Annotated in this window: 14 protein-coding genes and 2 riboswitches; of the genes, 6 read left to right on the top strand and 8 right to left on the bottom strand. The window is 54.6% G+C overall.

Translation table 11 applies throughout. The features are described 5' to 3' along the window. Positions 1 to 12: 12 nt before the first annotated feature. Positions 13 to 1,170 (bottom strand): sensor histidine kinase, encoded by a 1,158-nt coding sequence (locus BLR64_RS09890; protein ID WP_244157657.1) that lies wholly within the window; start codon positions 1,168 to 1,170, stop codon positions 13 to 15. 183 nt (positions 1,171 to 1,353) lie between these two features. On the opposite strand from BLR64_RS09890, the gene BLR64_RS09895 reads away from it, so the two are divergent. From BLR64_RS09895 to BLR64_RS09910, 4 genes are all read left to right on the top strand, one after another. Beyond that, on the top strand, positions 1,354 to 2,289 hold the full coding sequence (locus BLR64_RS09895) for an ABC transporter ATP-binding protein (RefSeq protein WP_090713950.1): 936 nt from the start codon (positions 1,354 to 1,356) through the stop codon (positions 2,287 to 2,289). A gap of 20 nt (positions 2,290 to 2,309) precedes the next feature. Next, positions 2,310 to 3,479 (top strand): ABC transporter permease, encoded by a 1,170-nt coding sequence (locus BLR64_RS09900; RefSeq protein ID WP_090713951.1) that lies wholly within the window; start codon positions 2,310 to 2,312, stop codon positions 3,477 to 3,479. Continuing rightward, positions 3,472 to 4,629, top strand: coding sequence for an ABC transporter permease (locus BLR64_RS09905; RefSeq protein WP_090713952.1), 1,158 nt, complete (start codon positions 3,472 to 3,474; stop codon positions 4,627 to 4,629). Before BLR64_RS09900 ends, BLR64_RS09905 begins: the two co-directional genes overlap by 8 nt. A gap of 309 nt (positions 4,630 to 4,938) precedes the next feature. Further along, the gene (locus BLR64_RS09910; protein WP_090713953.1) at positions 4,939 to 7,947 is read left to right on the top strand and encodes an efflux RND transporter permease subunit; all 3,009 of its coding nucleotides are present in this window, start codon (positions 4,939 to 4,941) and stop codon (positions 7,945 to 7,947) included. Between the two features lie 75 nt (positions 7,948 to 8,022). Here the strand turns inward: BLR64_RS09910 and BLR64_RS09915 are convergent, their stop codons facing one another. The 3 genes from BLR64_RS09915 to BLR64_RS09925 are packed head-to-tail and all read right to left on the bottom strand — an operon-like array spanning position 8,023 to position 10,685. Next, positions 8,023 to 8,820, bottom strand: a complete 798-nt coding sequence (locus BLR64_RS09915) for an ABC transporter permease (RefSeq protein WP_090713954.1) — start codon at positions 8,818 to 8,820, stop codon at positions 8,023 to 8,025. Between the two features lie 20 nt (positions 8,821 to 8,840). Further along, positions 8,841 to 9,647 carry an ABC transporter permease gene (locus BLR64_RS09920; RefSeq protein WP_090713955.1) on the bottom strand — a complete coding sequence of 269 codons (807 nt, stop codon included), beginning with the start codon at positions 9,645 to 9,647 and terminating at the stop codon, positions 8,841 to 8,843. 21 nt (positions 9,648 to 9,668) lie between these two features. Then, on the bottom strand, positions 9,669 to 10,685 hold the full coding sequence (locus tag BLR64_RS09925) for an ABC transporter ATP-binding protein (RefSeq protein WP_090713956.1): 1,017 nt from the start codon (positions 10,683 to 10,685) through the stop codon (positions 9,669 to 9,671). Positions 10,686 to 10,857: 172 nt separating this feature from the next. On the opposite strand from BLR64_RS09925, the gene BLR64_RS09930 reads away from it, so the two are divergent. After that, positions 10,858 to 11,655 (top strand): helix-turn-helix domain-containing protein, encoded by a 798-nt coding sequence (locus BLR64_RS09930; RefSeq protein ID WP_090713957.1) that lies wholly within the window; start codon positions 10,858 to 10,860, stop codon positions 11,653 to 11,655. Between the two features lie 268 nt (positions 11,656 to 11,923). Here the strand turns inward: BLR64_RS09930 and gcvPB are convergent, their stop codons facing one another. From gcvPB to gcvT, 3 genes are read right to left on the bottom strand one after another with little or no spacing between them, the layout of a single operon-like run. Continuing rightward, positions 11,924 to 13,384, bottom strand: coding sequence for an aminomethyl-transferring glycine dehydrogenase subunit GcvPB (gene gcvPB / locus BLR64_RS09935; protein WP_090713958.1), 1,461 nt, complete (start codon positions 13,382 to 13,384; stop codon positions 11,924 to 11,926). Further along, a complete protein-coding gene (gene gcvPA, locus BLR64_RS09940) occupies positions 13,381 to 14,733 on the bottom strand; it encodes an aminomethyl-transferring glycine dehydrogenase subunit GcvPA (RefSeq protein WP_090713959.1) in 1,353 nt (450 codons plus the stop codon). Before gcvPA ends, gcvPB begins: the two co-directional genes overlap by 4 nt. Further along, positions 14,730 to 15,854, bottom strand: a complete 1,125-nt coding sequence (gene gcvT, locus BLR64_RS09945; RefSeq protein WP_090713960.1) for a glycine cleavage system aminomethyltransferase GcvT — start codon at positions 15,852 to 15,854, stop codon at positions 14,730 to 14,732. The genes gcvPA and gcvT overlap by 4 nt, the downstream gene beginning before the upstream one ends. A gap of 143 nt (positions 15,855 to 15,997) precedes the next feature. Continuing rightward, positions 15,998 to 16,099: riboswitch (glycine riboswitch) on the bottom strand. Positions 16,100 to 16,102: 3 nt separating this feature from the next. Beyond that, a riboswitch (glycine riboswitch) is annotated at positions 16,103 to 16,198 on the bottom strand. A 229-nt stretch (positions 16,199 to 16,427) separates the two neighbouring features. Between gcvT and gcvH the strand changes: the two genes are divergently transcribed. Then, positions 16,428 to 16,820 (top strand): glycine cleavage system protein GcvH, encoded by a 393-nt coding sequence (gcvH, locus tag BLR64_RS09950; protein ID WP_090713961.1) that lies wholly within the window; start codon positions 16,428 to 16,430, stop codon positions 16,818 to 16,820. A gap of 143 nt (positions 16,821 to 16,963) precedes the next feature. Here gcvH and BLR64_RS09955 read toward each other — a convergent pair whose 3' ends face one another. After that, complete coding sequence (locus BLR64_RS09955) at positions 16,964 to 17,605, bottom strand: hypothetical protein (protein ID WP_090713962.1); 642 nt, start codon at positions 17,603 to 17,605, stop codon at positions 16,964 to 16,966. Positions 17,606 to 17,670 lie beyond the last annotated feature (65 nt).

A 17,670-nucleotide genomic window follows, 5' to 3' on the forward strand; every position in this document is an offset into this window, starting at 1 on the left:
CATTCCACTCCTTTACTTCAGCTCACCCTGCCGGTAAACCGGCAGTCTTGTAACCACAGTGAACGGCGCTCCGGCGCGCACCTCCAGCGTTCCCCCTACAAGGCTGGTACGCTCGTTCATCCCCTTCAGCCCCATTCCGCCGCCTGCGTGAAGCCTGCGCAGCTGATCCTCCTCCGGCAGGAGCCCGTTGTTGCCGACCTCCATAACAACCTCACGCTCGCTATAGAAAACAGAGATCCAGACAACCGTCGCTTTTCCGTGCCGCAAAGCATTGGTTAGCGCCTCCCGGGCATTTTTGTAGAGTACCACCTGCATGCTCGGATAGAGCGGATAGGCATAGCCCTCCACCTGATATGAGGTTTCAATGCCGGTATCCCGGCCGGTCTCCTCCAGCAGCCGGTCCAGGGCGTAGGCCCCCTCAAGCTGGGGTGCATGGTTAACCTGCCGCAGGGCAGTCCGCATATCGTCCATGCTGGCGGCGAGCTGGTCACGGATCTGGCCCATCATGCCCATGCCTGCTTCAGGTGAGCCCGGCAGGGTATGGATGGCAGCTTCGACCATCATTTTGACCCGGATCAGGCGGTGGCCGATGTCATCATGCAGCTGCCGCGAGATTCTTACCCGCTCCTCTGCCTGCGCCGCGTTCTCCACCTGGGAAGCGAACTGCAGCAGCCGGCTGCGGGCCTCGTCCAGCTCAAAATGCTTTTTGCGCAGCTCGTCATACAGGAACAGGGTATCTTCCCGGCCGCGTCCCGCCCGGCGCAGCAGCTCGTTCAGCCCGGCGGCCAGCAGGAAGGTGAGATTCATATAGATCAGATACTGAAGGGCTAAAGGGCTGAAGGCGGCGTTCAGCGCGATCAGATGGAGACCAGTCAGCAGGACAGGCAACGCTTTGGACTGCAGCCGAGAATAGCAGAGCAGCGCCGAAACTGCCGGAAAAATCATCAGCAGCCCGTACTCCCGGCACATCCAGGCACTGTATAGCAGCTCAAGAGTAACGGCCAGCGCAGGGAAAGGCTTCGGCAGCCGTGCGGCGGCAGTTGCCAGCAGCAGCTGCATCAGAAAATAGAAGGTGAACAGGCCGTAGTCCGGATAATCATAGACATATACGGAGAGCACGGCCGGAATAATGAGCAGGCCGTAGCGGAGGATACGCAGTTCTCTGGTCAAGTCATTCATCCTTTGAATCATAATATAAGGCCTTAAGAATCTATATTCATCTTAGCACACCCGGCTCCCTGTTCAGGAGATGACTTTAGTCACCACCAGCTCATGACTTAGCGTACCTCCGGCGGAACGCTCCATGCGCTACAATGAAACCATAGAAGCGATAAGAACAGGAGAGATGAGCGGATGACTCTTGCAGTGCTCAGTGATGTTGTTAAACGGTATGATCAGAAGCTTACGGTGGACCATGTAAATGTCAATATTGAAGAGGGAGAAATCTTCGGGCTGCTCGGGCCGAACGGAGCGGGAAAAAGCACCACCATCAGCATGATCTGCGGCCTGCTCAAATATGATTCCGGTGAGATCCGGATCGACGGCATATCCGTGAAGGAGCATCCGATTGAGGTGAAAAGGCGGATCGGGCTCGTTCCCCAGGATCTGGCGCTGTATGCAAACATGACGGCTGCGGAAAATGTACGCTTCTTCGGCAAGCTGTACGGGCTGAGGGGCAGTCTGCTCAAGGAACGTACGGAGGAGGCGCTTGCTTTTACCGGACTAAGTGACCGGGCCAAAGAGAAGCCGTCAACCTTCTCGGGAGGGATGAAGCGGCGCCTGAATATCGCCTGTGCAATCATGCACCGGCCGAAGCTGATTATTATGGATGAGCCGACCGTCGGCATTGATCCGCAGTCGCGCAATCATATTCTGGAGTCGGTCAAGGCGCTGAACAGGCTCGGTTCGACGATCATCTACACCAGCCATTACATGGAAGAGGTTGCGGCAATCTGCGACCGGGTAGCGATTATGGATAAAGGGCATATCATCGCCTGCGGCACCGAAAAGGAGCTGCGTGAACGGGTCGCCCATGAAGAAAAGATCGTCGTGAAAGCAACCAACATCACACCGGGACTAATCAGCGAGCTGGGCAAGCATCCGCGGATCAACCGTGTAGAGGTTGTAGAGGATGCGGTTGAGCTGTATCTGCCTTCTTCGCAGAGTGAGCTTCAGGATATCTTATTTATTTTTTCCAGGCATGAAGGAAGCATTGTATCCCTGCATATCGAAGAGCCGGATCTGGAGACGCTGTTCCTCAGCCTGACCGGCCGGACCCTGCGGGACTGAGGAAGGAGCTGCAAAAGGATATGAATATCTGGACTATTATGACCTATGAGCTGCGCCGGCAGCTGCGTTCACGTACCTGGCTGCTGAATATGATTCTGCTGCCGGTGGTGCTGATTTTCCTGCTGGGAGCTTCGCTCTCCGGAGTAGTCGGGGTTGAGGGCGCAGAGACTGTAAATCAGGTGAAGGTTGCTATTGTAGATACGGCAGCTGCAGCCCCGGCGAAATCAGCCGCGCTGGATGCTTTTGTGAAATCGGATGAGGTTAAGGATTATATCAGCCCGTTTGAGGTGCAGACCCGCGAGGAAGCGGAAAGCGGACTCCGTACGGGAAAATACGGCTATGCGGTCATAGTGCCGCAGGGATTCGACAGTGAAATCCAAAGCGGCGGCCAGGCGGAGCTTGAGCTGATCCTCGGTAAAAACCATAGTGACAATACCACCGCAGGCACAGTGTTCGACAACTTTCTCAGCGAAATCAATTATAAGCAGGCGGCAGCCATGACGCTGGGGCCTGAGGCGCTGACAGCAGCCATACCGGCGATGGCGGATCAGCCTGCAGTGCAGCTTGGCAATCTCAATAACGGAGGAAAAACCTATACAGCCTCCCAGTTCTACGCGGCGTCTATGCTGCTGATGTTCCTTCTATACAGTGGACTTACAGTTACCAGCTCTCTTTTTAGCGAAAAGGATAATCATACGTTATTCCGGATTCATTCCATGCCGGTCAAAGGCTCGCAGCTGTTCATCGGCAAAATGCTGGGTGTCGGCGTCATTACGATGCTGCAATGTGCGGCGATTATTATTTTTACCAACCTGCTGTTCGGAGTGTATTGGGGGAACCGCCCGTGGCTGCTGATACTGTTCTGTCTGCTGATGATCATTGCTTCGATGACGTTCTCGATTCTTGTCTGCATGTTCAGTAAAACAAGTGCAACCGCTACGAATATCGTTAATATTGTAACGGTCGGAATGACCTTCCTCAGCGGGGGCATGGCTCCCCTGCCGGATTCATGGGTGAACAGTGTCGGGGCGTTTACGATTAACCACTGGGAGCTGCAGGCGATCATCCGTATGATGCTGCATTCGGGCTTCGGGCAGATCCTGCCGAACCTGCTGGTGATGTCGGCAATGTGCCTTGTTCTGATCGGCGGAGTGGTCTTCACATACCGGAAGGTGGGTTATCATGAGTAATATCTGGACAATCGGCTGGAATATGGTCAAACGGACGATCGGCTCCCGTAAAGGGCTGATGCTGTATATTGTGCTGCCCGGTATTGTAGTTGCGGGGATTATTTCCATCACTGGAGGCATTGATAACAGCTCAAAGGCGACCTTGCTCTATACCAATCTGGACAACGGGGCGGGAGGCAGACATCTGCTGGCAGAGCTCAGGAGCTCAGGAGATTACGAGCTGGCAGAGAGCCCCGGCGAACAGGAAATGAAAGAAAGCGTGATCGGCCAGGACGGGATTGCCGGCCTGCTGATTCCGCGGGATTATACCGCACAGCTTCTGGAGGGTAAGCAGCCGCAGCTGACGGTATACGAGCTGAAGATAACGGAGGACTCGGTTCTGCTAAAAATGAAAGCCGCCGCCATAGCCAGGCAGATGCTGGTTACCGCAGCAACGGTAAAGGAGAGCGGGACCGGTGATCCGCTCGGTCAGTTTGCCGCCATTCTGCAGCAGGCCGAGCGGCACAATGCCGGAAGTGTGCGGACGGATTATGACCTGTACCCCAGACAGACACTGGGGGTTATAACCGGAATGACACTGATGTTCCTGATGGGTCTGGTGACAAGTGCAGTTAATCAGGTTATTGATGACCGCAAAGGCCGGACAATGATGCGGATGTATAGCGCACCGGTCCGCGCCTATGAAATTGCGCTGGGCAACTTTTTCGGCAGCTTTCTGGTCGGCATTATCCAGATTGCCGTTGTCCTCGTCCTTGGCAAATGGGTGCTGCGCTACGACTATGAAATTCCGATGTATCTGTACTTCCTGGTGCTGGCCGCATTTATGCTTGTCTCGATGGGCATCGCCGGCACAGTGGCCGGCCTGATCCGCAATCCGCGCAATGCGGGAATGCTGAACGCGCTCATTCTTACACCGACCTGCATGCTGGGCGGATGCTTCTGGCCGCTGTCCATTATGCCGGAATACATGCAGAAGGCGGCCAATTTCACACCGCAGAAATGGGCTATCCAGGCGGTGGATATTGCGGCTACGGGCGGCGGCTGGAACGAGCTGTGGCTGCCCTTTGCGGTCCTTGGCCTGATGGCGGCCATTCTGCTCGCACTCGGTTCGGCAACGCTGCGTCCGAATGAAGCGGGAATCAGCGCCTGATGGCGGTTGTTTCTGACCCGGGCGAGCAGCTATTCCCCATAAGCGGAGTTCCGGACAAGATTTCTGTAAGTCCCTCTGTGTATGCAGAGGGGCTTTTTGCGCCTTATTCGCTTAGATAGCCTGCTCCCTCTGCCTTCCTATGTCCAGGGAGTGAGACACGCTCCGTCTTGAGACTGGGCCGCAAACCAGCCGCCGGGCGGTTTTGGCATCCTTTTAAAGACACTACACTAAAGCAAGAAAGCAGCTCATACATAAGGGACGCAGGCATAAGGCTTCTCAAATCAGAAGAGTGGAAGGGGTACAGGAACAATGACTTGGTTTACAAAATGGTCCTTCGGCAATAAAGGGGCAGTAGGTCTTCTCGTCGTAATGGCGCTTGTAGTGGGGATGCTGAGTTATACCACGCTGCCAATGGAATTTATGCCGGAGGCTGACAATCCGCAGGTGACCGTTACGGTGCTGGGTCCGGGCCAGGATGCGCATTCGATGGAAAGTATGGTTACGAAGCCGATCGAGGCGGCAACCGCTGCCTTGAAAGGTAAAACCGGACAGATGTCCACCTCGGGGGACGGGTATGCGAAGGTGGATCTTTATTTTGACGGAAAAAGCGATATGAAGGAGGCCTCACAGGAAGTTGAAAAGGCGGTCGGTGCGCTGCAATTTCCGGAAGGGGTAATGGATCCTTTCATTGTGCAGCTGAACACTTCCATGATTCCGGTCGCTCAGACAACATTATCCTTCGAGGACGGGCTGACCAAGGAGAATCTTGAGGTTGCCGAGAATACGATTATTCCTCAGCTGCAAAAGATAGACGGCGTAGCCAGTGTAGCGCTCTACGGCAAAACCAGTCCGCAGGTGAATGTGAAGCTGGACCCGCAGGCGATGGCTGCAAAGGGCATCTCCACTGCACAGGTATTGGGATTGCTCCAGGGCCGCAGCGTATCGGCTTCTATCGGGGAGCAGACGATCGGCGGGCAGACGGGGAATGTAAATGTTACGTCCTCCATAGACAGCCTGGACACGTTAAAGAGTCTTCCGTTAGCCGCCGGCGTAACGCTGCAGGATATTGCTGCGGTTACGGTAAAAGCGGATCAGGAGAGCGTAAGCCGCTCCAACGGCAAGGATGTGCTGTTCGCGATTATTACCAAGGAAGCCGGGGCGAATGCGGTTGATGTCGGTGAGAAGGTGCGGGACGCCGCGGATGAGATCAATAAAAGTGTGCCGGGTGCCGAGCTTTCCGTTATCTTCAGCACCTCTGACATGGTCGTCACCTCGGTCAACAGCATGATGCGTGAGGTGCTGCTGGGAGCCTTGTTCGCTACAGTTGTCATTCTGCTGTTCCTGCGCAACATCCGGGCTACACTGATAACGGCAGTATCTATTCCGCTGTCTCTAGCTGTGACGCTGTATCTGCTCAAGATTTCCGGCATCACGCTGAACATTGTTACTCTCGGCGGTGTTGCCGTTGCGGTAGGACGGCTGGTCGACGACAGCATCGTTGTAATTGAGAATATATACCGCCGGCTGCAAAAGGAGCCGCTGTCCCGTGATATGGTAATCAGCGCAACTGGTGAGGTCGCCAGAGCCATCACCACATCGACGATTGCCACCGTTGCGGTGTTCCTGCCGATGGGTCTGCTGCGCGGAAGCCTGCAGGATTTCCTGCTTCCGTTTGCGCTGACGGTAACCTATTCGCTGCTGACCTCGCTGGTTGTAGCCCTAACGGTCGTGCCGCTGCTGAGCGCATGGCTGTTGCGCGGAACATCCATGAAGGAGCATGAGCCTGCCAAGTGGTTTTCCCGCTTCCTCGACTGGAATCTGCACCGCAAGTGGATTACGCTGACGGCAGGCCTGGTGCTGCTTGCCGGCTCCATCGCCGCTTACGTTGCCATGCCCAAGGGGGCGCTTGATGCAGCGGATGCCAGTATGGTCAGCGTCCAGCTCGTATACCCGAATGATGTGCCGGTAGCCGAGGTGCTGGAGAAGGGCAAACAGCTGGAACAGGAGATGATCAGCCGGCCCGAGGCAGAGACAGTTGTTATGCAATCCGGGAATAGTGCCGATATGGCCAGATGGGGGACAGTGAGCTCGCTGACTCAGGTAGACTACACTGTGCTGATGAAGGAGGATGCCGACGCCCAGCAGTTCCTCGATCATGTCCGCGGTCTGCAGGACAGCTATGAAGGAGCCACACTAACGGCAAATGAAGCCAGTATGATGGGATCTGCTTCTACAAGTGAGTATGTGGATATTTCCGGTGATAACCTTGCGGCAATCCGGACGGTTGCGGAAGAAGCGATTGTTAAGATCGAGGCTGTAGACGGTGTACAAAAAGTCAGCAGCAATATGGAGGATACGAAGCCGGTATTTGCCTTCAACGTTGATCCTGCAGCAGCAAATGCCCAGGAAATCTCCATGCAGCTTGCAGCCATGCTTAATCCGGTTCCGCTAGGCCAGATCGAGCTTGAAGGCTCACCGGCGGCGGTTATGCTGGAGCCGGTGCTGCAGCCGCAGTCACAGGAGGACCTCAAGCAGATTACGGTAATGACCTCCGGAGGGCCTCAGCCGCTCTCGGCTGTGGCTTCGCTTGAAGTAACGGAGCAGCCTGCGATGCTCTACCATAAGGACGGCAAGCCTTATGTGCGGATTACTGCAGAGGTGGATGCGAAGAAGGTGTCGGCAATCGGGGCAGAGATCAAAAAGCAGACGGACGGTCTTACCCTGCCGGAAGGCGTAACCCTGTTTGCCGGGGGAGCCTCTGCTGATCAGGCCGGCGACTTCGGCGACCTTGGGATAACAGCTCTGATCTCGATCGGTCTGGTCTACCTGATCATGGTGCTGACCTTCAAGACACTGCGTGCCCCGCTGGCGATCATGTTCTCGCTGCCGCTGGCGGCAATCGGAGCCATTGTGGCCTTGATCATCTCGGGCATAACGCCTGACTTTACCGCACTGTTCGGTGCCCTGATGCTTATAGGTATTGTTGTTACTAATGCGGTTGTGCTGATAGACCGGATCAAGCAGAATGAAGAGCATATGACCATCCGTGCAGCCATTCTTGAAGCGGCGGGAACACGGATGCGGCCGATTCTGATGACTGCGATTGCCACCGTCTGCGCCATGCTGCCGCTTCTGTTCGGACATTCCGAGCAGGGCAGCATCGTCTCCCAGAGCCTGGCGATTGTCGTAATCGGCGGCCTGACCGCAGCAACCGTTCTGACGCTGCTGGTTGTACCGGCGGTATATGAACTGCTGTATTTCCGCAGATCGGCTAAGGAGCGGAAGGAAGCGGGAACAAGGGCTGAAGCAGCGTTATAAGGATGGCTGACTAAGAGGGTATAAAAAGCAGGAGCCGTGCGGAATTCCGCATTGCTCCTGCTTTTTTTGGCTGATTTAATTGCCCGTACTCTCATAACGTGACAGTCCGAAGCGGAAGATGCCGTACGCAGCGGCCATGCTTCCCAGTGCGGCTACCGGAGCCAACATCCACCAGCCGGACCAGCCGCTTTTGCCGAAAATATAAGTAGCCGGGTAGAAGCTGATAAAGGCGTAAGGCAGCACGGTAGATACAAATACGCGAACGGCCTGCGGAAAAAGCGACAGCGGATATTTGGCCAGATCAGCCAGATTGTGGACCATCAGCGGAAAGGCGTTGCCGGCATTTTTGATCCAGAAGGCGGCTGAATTGGCAGCCAGATTAATTGCTACGCGGATAATGACCGCGGTAATCAGCAGCAGGAGGATAATGAGGATTTTCCCCGGAGTCCAGTGCACATTTCCGTGAACGAGCGACTGCCCGATGATGACTCCGCCGATCAGCAGATTGCCGAGACCATTGATCCCGATCCCTGTGCAGAAGACCTGCAGCACAACTGGAACCGGCCGCAGCAGATAGCGGTCCATTTCGCCCAGATTAACCAGCCGGCTCATCCGCCAGGTGCCTTCAAAGAACAGGGAGCCGATCCCCTCCGTTACAAAAATCATCGCATACATAAACGTCACTTCCCAAAACTGCCAGCCGTTGATGTCAGGAATCCGGTCATAGATTACCCAGAGGAACACAAAGCCGAGCACCTGCGTTAACGCAGCGGAACACATTAATATGTAGAAATCCTTATTATATTCGAGAATAGCTTTGAGCTGCTGCACGTACAGCCGCCTGTACAGATAGAACATCTGTGAAACCCGCACCGGTTCTCACTCCTTTCACTCTAACCTCCATGAATCGTTACCTGGCGGACTGCCCAGTTCCACATCGCCTTGCCGGCGAACCACAGGACGAGTCCCCAAAAGGCCTGCAAAGCGATCAGATTCAGACTTTCGGCCGTACCGGCCTGCTGCAGAAAGATCATCGTCGGCGTGTGGATGATGCTCTGAAAGGGCAGCCACAAAGCGAGCCGCTCCAGCCAGTCCGGGAAAAAAGCCAGCGGCACAAGCGCACCGGACAGCAGGTTGGTAACGGCAATCCGTGTCCAGACGATGCCCAGCGATCCTGTTGACCAGAAGCAGAGCAGGGCCGCCAGGTACACAACGCCGAATTTAACCAGGATTGCGCAAATCAGGCTCAGGATAAACAGCACATAGACGAGCGGCGAATGCGGCAGGGTAATGCCGGACAGAAAGGAAGCAAAAAGCGTCAGCAGAACCGCGCTCATTCCGCCCTCCAGCAGACTGGCCCCCAGCGTCTCCGAGAAGCGTGCACTTTGAAAGTCAAGCGGCTTCAGCAGATCCATCGCTACGCTGCCGTCCAGGATTTTGCCGGAGATGGATGTCTCGGAATACCAGGAGAGCACAGAGTTGGCCAGAAAGGTGACCAGCAGGTAGGTCTTCATCTGATCCCAGCTATACCCGGCGACATCGCTGCGGCCGCTGTAAATGCCCTGCCACAAAAAGTAGATCGCCAGCAGGTTCACGGTATTAGCCAAAAAGCCGATCACGTAGGAGGTCCGGTAGGCCAGCACATTTTGCAGGGAGCGGTTTGCGATGCTTCTGTATTTTTTTAGTGAAATGGCAGACATGGCTGTGAGGGTCCTCCTTTCTTATTGGGCCTGCTGATTGAGGTCGAGATTACCGTCATATACAGCCTTGATCACCTGCTCAATGTTGGCGTCCTCCATCCGGAAGTCAATCACCTCGCCATGGCGCATCACCCGGCTGACCACATCGCTTGCAGTATATTCATACCGGTCAAAGGCAACGGAGAATTCCTGATCATTCTGCAGCGTAAACCTGATCCCGGGAGTCCGGTTCAGCTCTGCGAACAGCTCCGGCATTGGCGAGCCAACCTGGAAAAAGATAATCCGGCTGCGGGCAAAACGCGACTTCACCTCGCTCAGGCTGCCGTCATAAATAATCCTGCCGTGGTCGATGATAATCAGCCGTCTGCAGAGATCCTCAATGTCGCCGAGATCGTGGGTGGTGAGCATGACGGTTGTCTGCTGCTCGTGGTTGATTTTTTTGATGAATTCGCGGATCTTCTGCTTTACGGACACATCAAGCCCGATCGTCGGCTCGTCGAGATAGACAATGGGCGGGTTATGTAAGAGGGCTGCGGCCAGATCGGCGCGCATGCGCTGCCCCAGCGAGAGCTTCCGGGCGGATAAGTGAATAAATTCATTCATGCCCAGGAGTTCAATAAACTGCTCCAGATTATTCCGGTAGACCGGATCAGGGATCTGGTAAATATCCTTCAGCAGCGAAAAGGATTCGACAATCGGGATGTCCCACCACAGCTGGGTGCGCTGGCCGAAGACGGCGCCGATTCTTGCGGCGTTCTCCATTCTTTTTTTGTACGGATTGATACCGTTTACAGAAATGCTGCCCCCGGACGGCTTCAGGATGCCGCTCAGCATCTTGATTGTTGTAGACTTCCCGGCACCGTTTGGTCCTACATACGCGACAGTTTCTCCGGTTTCGATACTGAGATCCAGTGGATGAACAGCCACTTTTGTAATATTTCTGGGGGTGACGAGATGCTTGAGCGCGCCTTTCAGACCCGGCTCTTTCACAGCCTGCACAAAGGACTTGGTGAGTCCACGGGCTTCTATAATACTCAAGGCGATTCCTCCTTTACTCTTCATGATTGTGATGATTATGATTCTCTGACAAAAGCCATGTTCAAATATAGCACTTGACCGGTGTCGAAAACTGGCGGAATAGATCAGAAACTGAAAAATAGTTTTTTACGTACTATAATAGGTAGAATAGGGTGCGACTGGGGGGATTGTTTTGAGTACCTACGAAAAGACCAGAGCCTGGTGCCGGCCTGCTGACCTGCCGGAAGAACGGCTTGCATTATTCCGCCAAAGGTTGAGCGGTGGCCTGACCAGGAAGGGTTCAGATAGGAAGCCGGAGGAACAGATCTACCATGAGGCCATGATCGCTTCCATCCGCAGCGAGATGAACAGGATCGGGAGCTTTATCTCCATTCCGTATGCCGTATTTCTGACAGACCGGGCTGGGGTCATTCTGGAACTGGTATGCTCTTCGCCGGAGCTTCGTGAGGAGCTGATCAGGACGGAGTTTGGTACAGGGGTCAGCCTGTGCAGGCAGCATTCGGGTCTGAATGCGGTGTCGCTGGCGATGGAGATGGACTGCATCGGTGTCGTACGCGGCGATGAGCATTCCGATCCGGCCTTTGCAGAATGGAACTGCATCTGTGCACCGCTGCAGGCAGACGGCCGTACCTATGGCTATGTCGATATTTCTTTTCATAAAAAAGAGCAGATCGAATTCGCCATTCCCTTTGTACAGCAGATTGCGGAGAACATCACGGGGAAGTGGATGGAGCGCAATCCGGCAATCCGTGAATACCGGCTGGAGTCCAGACTGCAGCATTATAAGCTGAGTGCGCGTGAGCAGGATGTAGCCCGGCAGTGGCTGCTGGAGCGTAGCGCGCTGCACATATCCAATGAGCTGGGGATCAGCGAAGGTACGGTCAGAAACGTACTGAAGAATATTTACAGTAAAATGCGGGTGAGCGATAGATTGCAGTTTATTAAGAAGCTTACAGGCGATATAGATTGAAGTGATATTTTAAATTAAGTCTGGTCGTGACTACGAAGAATGTTTGGACTTCCGGCCGCTGTTGTCTGCAGATTTCTTGATTTGTACCGCTGTTCGCGGTTGAAATCCGCAGACAAAGGCGGACGCATCCGCTCCTACAGTTCCAAAATTCCCCTCCGCCACTTTTCCTTAATTGTTTATATCAAGTTCTATCCATTTAGGTAAGTGGGATGGCATATAAAAAGGCCCGGATATGTGAATATCCGGGCCGCCTTTTTTTATTATTGGGTTAACCGCAAGAGCAGTTCAGCACCGGCTTGCGCGCAGCCTGGGTTTCATCCAGACGGCTGATTTCGGTCGTGTGCGGAGCGTTGATGACGATCTCCGGTGTCTCCTGGGCTTCCTTGACGATTCTAATCATCGTTTCGATGAAGCCGTCGAGCGTTTCCTTGCTTTCGGTCTCGGTCGGCTCAATCATCATGCACTCTTCGACGGTGAGCGGGAAGTAGACAGTAGGCGGGTGGTAGCCGAAGTCGAGCAGCCGTTTGGCTACATCCAGCGTACGCACCCCGTATTGCTTGAGATTGCGGCCGGACATGACGAACTCATGCTTGCAGACGCCAGGGTACGGGATTTCAAAATACGGCGCCAGCCGGTGCATCATATAATTGGCGTTCAGCACGGCGTTCTCGGATACCTCGCGCAGGCCGTCCGGACCGTAGGTGCGGATGTAGGCGTAGGCACGGACGAGAATGCCGAAGTTGCCGTAAAAAGCTTTGACCCGGCCGATGGATTCCGGTCCCCCGTAGTTCAGCGAGAAGCTGTTGTCTTCGTTCTGGACAACAGTTGGCTGCGGGAGGAACGGGATCAGGATCGACTTCACACCGACAGGTCCGGCTCCCGGGCCGCCGCCGCCGTGCGGGGTGCTCATTGTTTTGTGCAGATTCAAGTGGACCACGTCGAAGCCCATATCGCCCGGACGGGTAATGCCCATAATCGCATTGGAGTTTGCGCCATCGTAATACAGCAGGCCGCCTGCTTCGTGAACAATCTCGGCGATCTCGACAATCTGCGTCTCGAACAGGCCGAGCGTACTCGGGTTAGTGAGCATCAGTGCAGCCGTGTCGCTGCCGACTGCAGCCTTCAGGGCTTCCAGATCCACCATGCCTTTGGCGTTGGACGGGATCGTTACGGTTTCAAGTCCGGCAGCTGCGGCGCTGGCCGGGTTGGTGCCGTGCGAAGAGTCCGGCACAATAACCTTCGTGCGTTTCTCGCCGCGGCTCTCGTGGTAGGCGCGGATCATCATCAGGCCGGTCCATTCCCCGTGAGCGCCGGCAGCAGGCTGAAGGGAGACGGCATCCATGCCGGTCAGGGCGGCCAGATCTTTTTGCAGAGTATACATTAATTCAAGGGCACCCTGAATGCTCTCTTCCGGCTGGTACGGATGAATCTTGGCCAGACCCGGGAAGCGGGCAACATCCTCATTAATCTTCGGATTGTATTTCATCGTACAGGAGCCGAGCGGGTAGAAGCCGTTATCGACACCGAAGTTGCGGCGGGAGAGGGCAGTGTAGTGGCGGATGACATCCACTTCAGACACTTCCGGCAGAAGCACAGGCTCGCTGCGCAACAGACCGGCCGGGATCAGCGAATCAATGGCCTCCTCCTCAGGAACATCGCACACAGGCAGGGAATAGGCTGAGCGGCCGGGACGGCTAAGCTCAAAAATCAGACTTTGTTCCGGTTTCATAAACAGCCCTCCAGTACAGTTGCGAATTGGTCTATTTCCGACTTGCTTCTTTTCTCTGTAACGGCAACCAGCATATGTCCGGCCAGCTCCGGATAATCACGGCCGAGATCGTAGCCGCCGAGATAGCCTTCCTTAACAAGCTTTGAATTGATTTCGCTGACATTGCTTCCCTCAGGAAGCTTCAGCACGAATTCATTGAAGAACGGGGCAGTGAACGCCGGAGCAGCGCCTGTAAGCTCTCCAAGCTTGCCGGCAGCATAATGGCTCTTGCGGATATTCAGCTCGCCGACCTCACGCATGCCCTCTTTTCCCATAACAGACAGGTAGACGGAAGCGCAGAGCGCCAGCAGCGCCTGGTTGGAGCAGATGTTGGAGGTCGCCTTTTCACGGCGGATATGCTGTTCACGGGCCTGAAGAGTAAGAACAAAACCGCGTTTACCGTTACGGTCAACGGTCTGGCCGACGATCCGGCCCGGCATCCGGCGCATCAGCGGCTCCGCTACAGCGAAGAATCCGCAGGTCGGGCCGCCAAGCGAAGCTGGAATACCCAGCGGCTGTGCGTCACCGACTACAATGTCGGCTCCGAGCTTGCCCGGCGTTTCCAGAACGCCCAGTGCCAGCGGGTTGGCGCTGACTACAAGCAGTCCTTTGACGGAGTGAATCAGCGGTTCGATTGCGCCAAGGTCTTCAATAGCTCCGAAGAAGTTCGGAGACTGTACCAGCACAGCTGCGGTATCTCCGTCGATCGCTTCAGCCAGCTTGGCCTGATCGGTAACCCCGTCTTTATAATCAATTTCCACAACCTCCAGGCCCCAGGCACCGGCCGATGTAGCCAGTACTTGGCGGGCTTCCGGGTGTACGGTACGGGAAACAATCAGTTTTTTGCGTTTGGTAGCACCTGCGGCAAGAACTGCTGCCTCTGCAAAAGCAGTGGCGCCGTCGTACATACTGGCGTTGGCTACCTTCATGCCGGTAAGCTCACAGATGTAGGATTGAAACTCGAATATCGCCTGCAGCTCGCCCTGGCTGATCTCCGGCTGATACGGGGTATAAGCCGTATAGAATTCCGAACGGGAAATCACGTGGTTGATAACAACCGGGATATGGTGATCATAGATTCCGGCGCCGAGGAAGCTGGCGTGGGTATCGAAATTGGCATTTTTGTCGGCCAGCTCCTTCATATGGCGGAGCAGTGCGTATTCATCCAGCGCCTCCGACATCGGCATGGTGCCCTGGTAACGGACAGACTGCGGAATATCGATAAACAGCTCTTCCATGGACTGAATTCCGACGGCTTCCATCATCTCCTGGCGGTCCTGCTCAGTCATAGGCAGATAGCGGTGCTTCATTGCGGCTTCACTCCTTGGCTCTTTTTATAAAACGGTGCTTTGACCACAGCGGCCTTAAGCTGCTTCCCGCGGATCTCTACGTAAACCTCTGTGCCGATTTCACTGTAGGCTGTATCAATCAGTGCAAGCCCCAGGTTGCGCTTCAGCGTCGGCGACTGGGTTCCGGTTGTTACTTCGCCGATCTTTACTCCGTCTGCGAAGACGGGGTAGTGGGAACGCGGAATCCCGCGGTCAATCATCTCCAGCCCGACCAGGCGGCGGGGCAGGCCGGCTTCTTTCTGTTTCACCAGCGCATCCTTGCCGATGAAGCCGGCTTTGTCCAGCTTGACGAAGAACTGCACGCCCGCTTCCAGCGGGGTGATCTCTGCCGACAGCTCCTGGCCGTACAGCGGCAGCTTCGCCTCGAAGCGGAGCGTGTCGCGTGCGCCAAGACCGGCCGGCATCAGGCCGTGCGGAGCACCGGCTGCAAGCAGGCCGTTCCACAAAGCGGCGGCTGTGTCCACCGGGGCGTACAGCTCAAAGCCGTCTTCGCCGGTGTAGCCGGTACGGGAGAGCAGGACTTCTGCGCCGCATACTTCAGCTTTTTCGATGAAGTGGAATGGTTTAAGGTCAGCGACGTTTGCGGAGGTAACCTCACGGAGAATCGTTTCTGCCAGCGGCCCTTGCAGTGCTAGCAGGAGGGTATCCTCCGAGACATTTTTCAGGCTTACACCGCTGAATTCGTCAGTAAGATGCTCCTGCAGCCACTGAAAGTCCTTGTCGATGTTCGAGGCATTGACGACAAGCATATAGCGCTCTTCACCAAGGCGGTAGACAAGAAGGTCATCAACGACTCCGCCGTTTGGATACAGCATAAGGGTGTACTGTGCCGCACCGTCAGTCAGCCGGCTGACATCGTTCGTCGTCATCTTTTGCAGAAAAGCCTCTGAGCCGCTCCCGCTGACCATGAATTCCCCCATATGCGAGACATCGAATAGTCCCGCCTGCTGGCGGACTGCTTCATGCTCCTTGACGATCCCTGTAAACTGCACCGGCAGCTCCCAGCCGCCGAAATCAATGCATCTGGCCTCCGCATAGGCGGAATAAAGGCTGTAAAAAGGCGTTCTCTTCAAAGCATCCATGTGCTCACTCCCCTGATCTGATTACACACAAGCCAAAGCGGCTGTTCCGTGCCCGTCCGGGCCGGCACCTGTCTAATATGACAACAAAAAAAGGACAGAACGGTCGCTAAAATACACACTTAACGTGCATAAATAGCGTTCCGCTCTGTCCTTTGTACCTGAGAGTTACCCCGCCCGGAGCTATTCGGCAGGTTTCCCCGTTGGTGATCAGCGCGCTGCGGTGCAGGGACTGATGCTCTCCAGAGATGCGTCCGGCAAAGGTCCTTTTGCCTGAGAGATTCACCCGCCCGGGGCTTACTCCTTCGGCGCTGTCTTCGGGAGACAGTCTCTCCCTATGCCATCATTCGCAAACCATATATTATTCCTGAACAATCATGATCTGAAGCGGCGCTAAGTAGCGCCGTGCAAATCTGCTGTCTCCATTAAACCGGGTATTGGGCCGCGCGTCAACAAAAAAACGTCAAAAAAACGACAAAATTAAATTTCCTGTCAGTTATATTGACATTGCGCAAGCCGTTATTTTAGTCTATAACTACATTTACAACACCAAATTCGGAAATGAGGCGGCTTGAAATGAGTGAAGTGTTAGACAACCTGCGGTACAGTGAAGAACACGAATGGGCTCAGCAGGGTGAAGGACGCGTAGTACGGGTCGGGATTACAGATCATGCCCAGCATCTGCTCGGGGATATCGTGTTTGTGGAGTTTCCTGAAGTAGGAGCTGCTGTTTCCGCCGGTGACAGTGTGGGCAGCATTGAGTCTGTAAAGACAGTTTCCGAATTATATTCACCTGTTTCGGGAAAGGTTACACGCATCAACGATGCGCTGGAAGCAAGCCCCGAGCTGCTAAATGACGAGCCTTACAGCGGAGGCTGGATTTTTGAGCTTGAGCTTGACGGCGAGTACAGCGAGGCTGTAGCCGGACTGCTGGATGCGGCTGCTTACCGTGAACTGATCGGAGAATAACTGGCATACAATTTGTGCAAATAAAAACAGGTGCCCCTGCCTTCGTCAGATGGAGGAGTACCTGAAATATAGTGGCGGAACTTTCTTGCGGCACAATCATGCTGCGCGGGTTCCGCCTTTTTGTGCTGCCAGTGCAGCCGCCCTTAATAAAAGTTGGGGAAGTTGTTAAGCCCAGGGTAAAGATGCGGGGCGATCCGCCATAAAATCGGCAGCAGCCCCATGGCAATTAGTGCAAATGATATAAGGAGGATCAGAAGCCTGACAGTACGGCTTGGCGGTGCGTTGGGACGAAGTTCAAAACGGTAGGCGCAGATAGAGTAAAACGGAAATAAAAGTACAGCGGACATACCCATACAGAGTGAAAATTTCACTTCGCCGGCGGCTAAAGGAATCATCTGATCTGGATTATATACAGGATTTATCTGCAAAAAAAGCAATAGCAGCGGTACGTAAGCAAGCAGCAGCTGCAGAGGAAAGCAGCGGATGAATCTGGTCTCTGAATGACTGGAAAGTGTCCACCAATAGGCATACCACGCCAAGGCAAACGCTCCTCCTGCCAGTACATATTGTCCTGCCATCCAGACCAGCTTGCTGGCGGGATAACTGTAGGCAAATTCCCCCCGGAAAAAATCCTTCGAAGTAAACATGACCAATACATTGGATGTAAAACCAATTCCTGAAGTAATCCAGATTGAGACAAAAGCAGTAATCAGCAGGGAAATAAACAGCCGGATCGTTCCCCAATAGCGTGAGGAATCAGTTGTTATTTCATGGGTTTTGTTCATCCGATTTCAGACTCCCAGTCAGCAAATTATAGATATTACACTCTGCTGATCTCTTGGCTGTAACG

This window comes from Paenibacillus typhae (genome assembly GCF_900099765.1).
In the GTDB taxonomy this organism is placed as follows: Bacteria; Bacillota; Bacilli; order Paenibacillales; family Paenibacillaceae; genus Paenibacillus_AQ; species Paenibacillus_AQ typhae.

Bases quoted from the DNA above. Each gene is read 5' to 3' on its own strand.
- BLR64_RS09895 (WP_090713950.1), top strand. From the start codon at position 1,354: ATGACTCTTGCAGTGCTCAGTGATGTTGTTAAACGGTATGATCAGAAG.
- BLR64_RS09900 (WP_090713951.1), top strand. From the start codon at position 2,310: ATGAATATCTGGACTATTATGACCTATGAGCTGCGCCGGCAGCTGCGT.
- BLR64_RS09905 (WP_090713952.1), top strand. From the start codon at position 3,472: ATGAGTAATATCTGGACAATCGGCTGGAATATGGTCAAACGGACGATC.
- BLR64_RS09910 (WP_090713953.1), top strand. From the start codon at position 4,939: ATGACTTGGTTTACAAAATGGTCCTTCGGCAATAAAGGGGCAGTAGGT.
- BLR64_RS09920 (WP_090713955.1), bottom strand. From the start codon at position 9,647: ATGTCTGCCATTTCACTAAAAAAATACAGAAGCATCGCAAACCGCTCC.
- gcvPB (WP_090713958.1), bottom strand. From the start codon at position 13,384: ATGAAACCGGAACAAAGTCTGATTTTTGAGCTTAGCCGTCCCGGCCGC.
- gcvPA (WP_090713959.1), bottom strand. From the start codon at position 14,733: ATGAAGCACCGCTATCTGCCTATGACTGAGCAGGACCGCCAGGAGATG.
- gcvT (WP_090713960.1), bottom strand. From the start codon at position 15,854: ATGGATGCTTTGAAGAGAACGCCTTTTTACAGCCTTTATTCCGCCTAT.
- gcvH (WP_090713961.1), top strand. From the start codon at position 16,428: ATGAGTGAAGTGTTAGACAACCTGCGGTACAGTGAAGAACACGAATGG.
- BLR64_RS09955 (WP_090713962.1), bottom strand. From the start codon at position 17,605: ATGAACAAAACCCATGAAATAACAACTGATTCCTCACGCTATTGGGGA.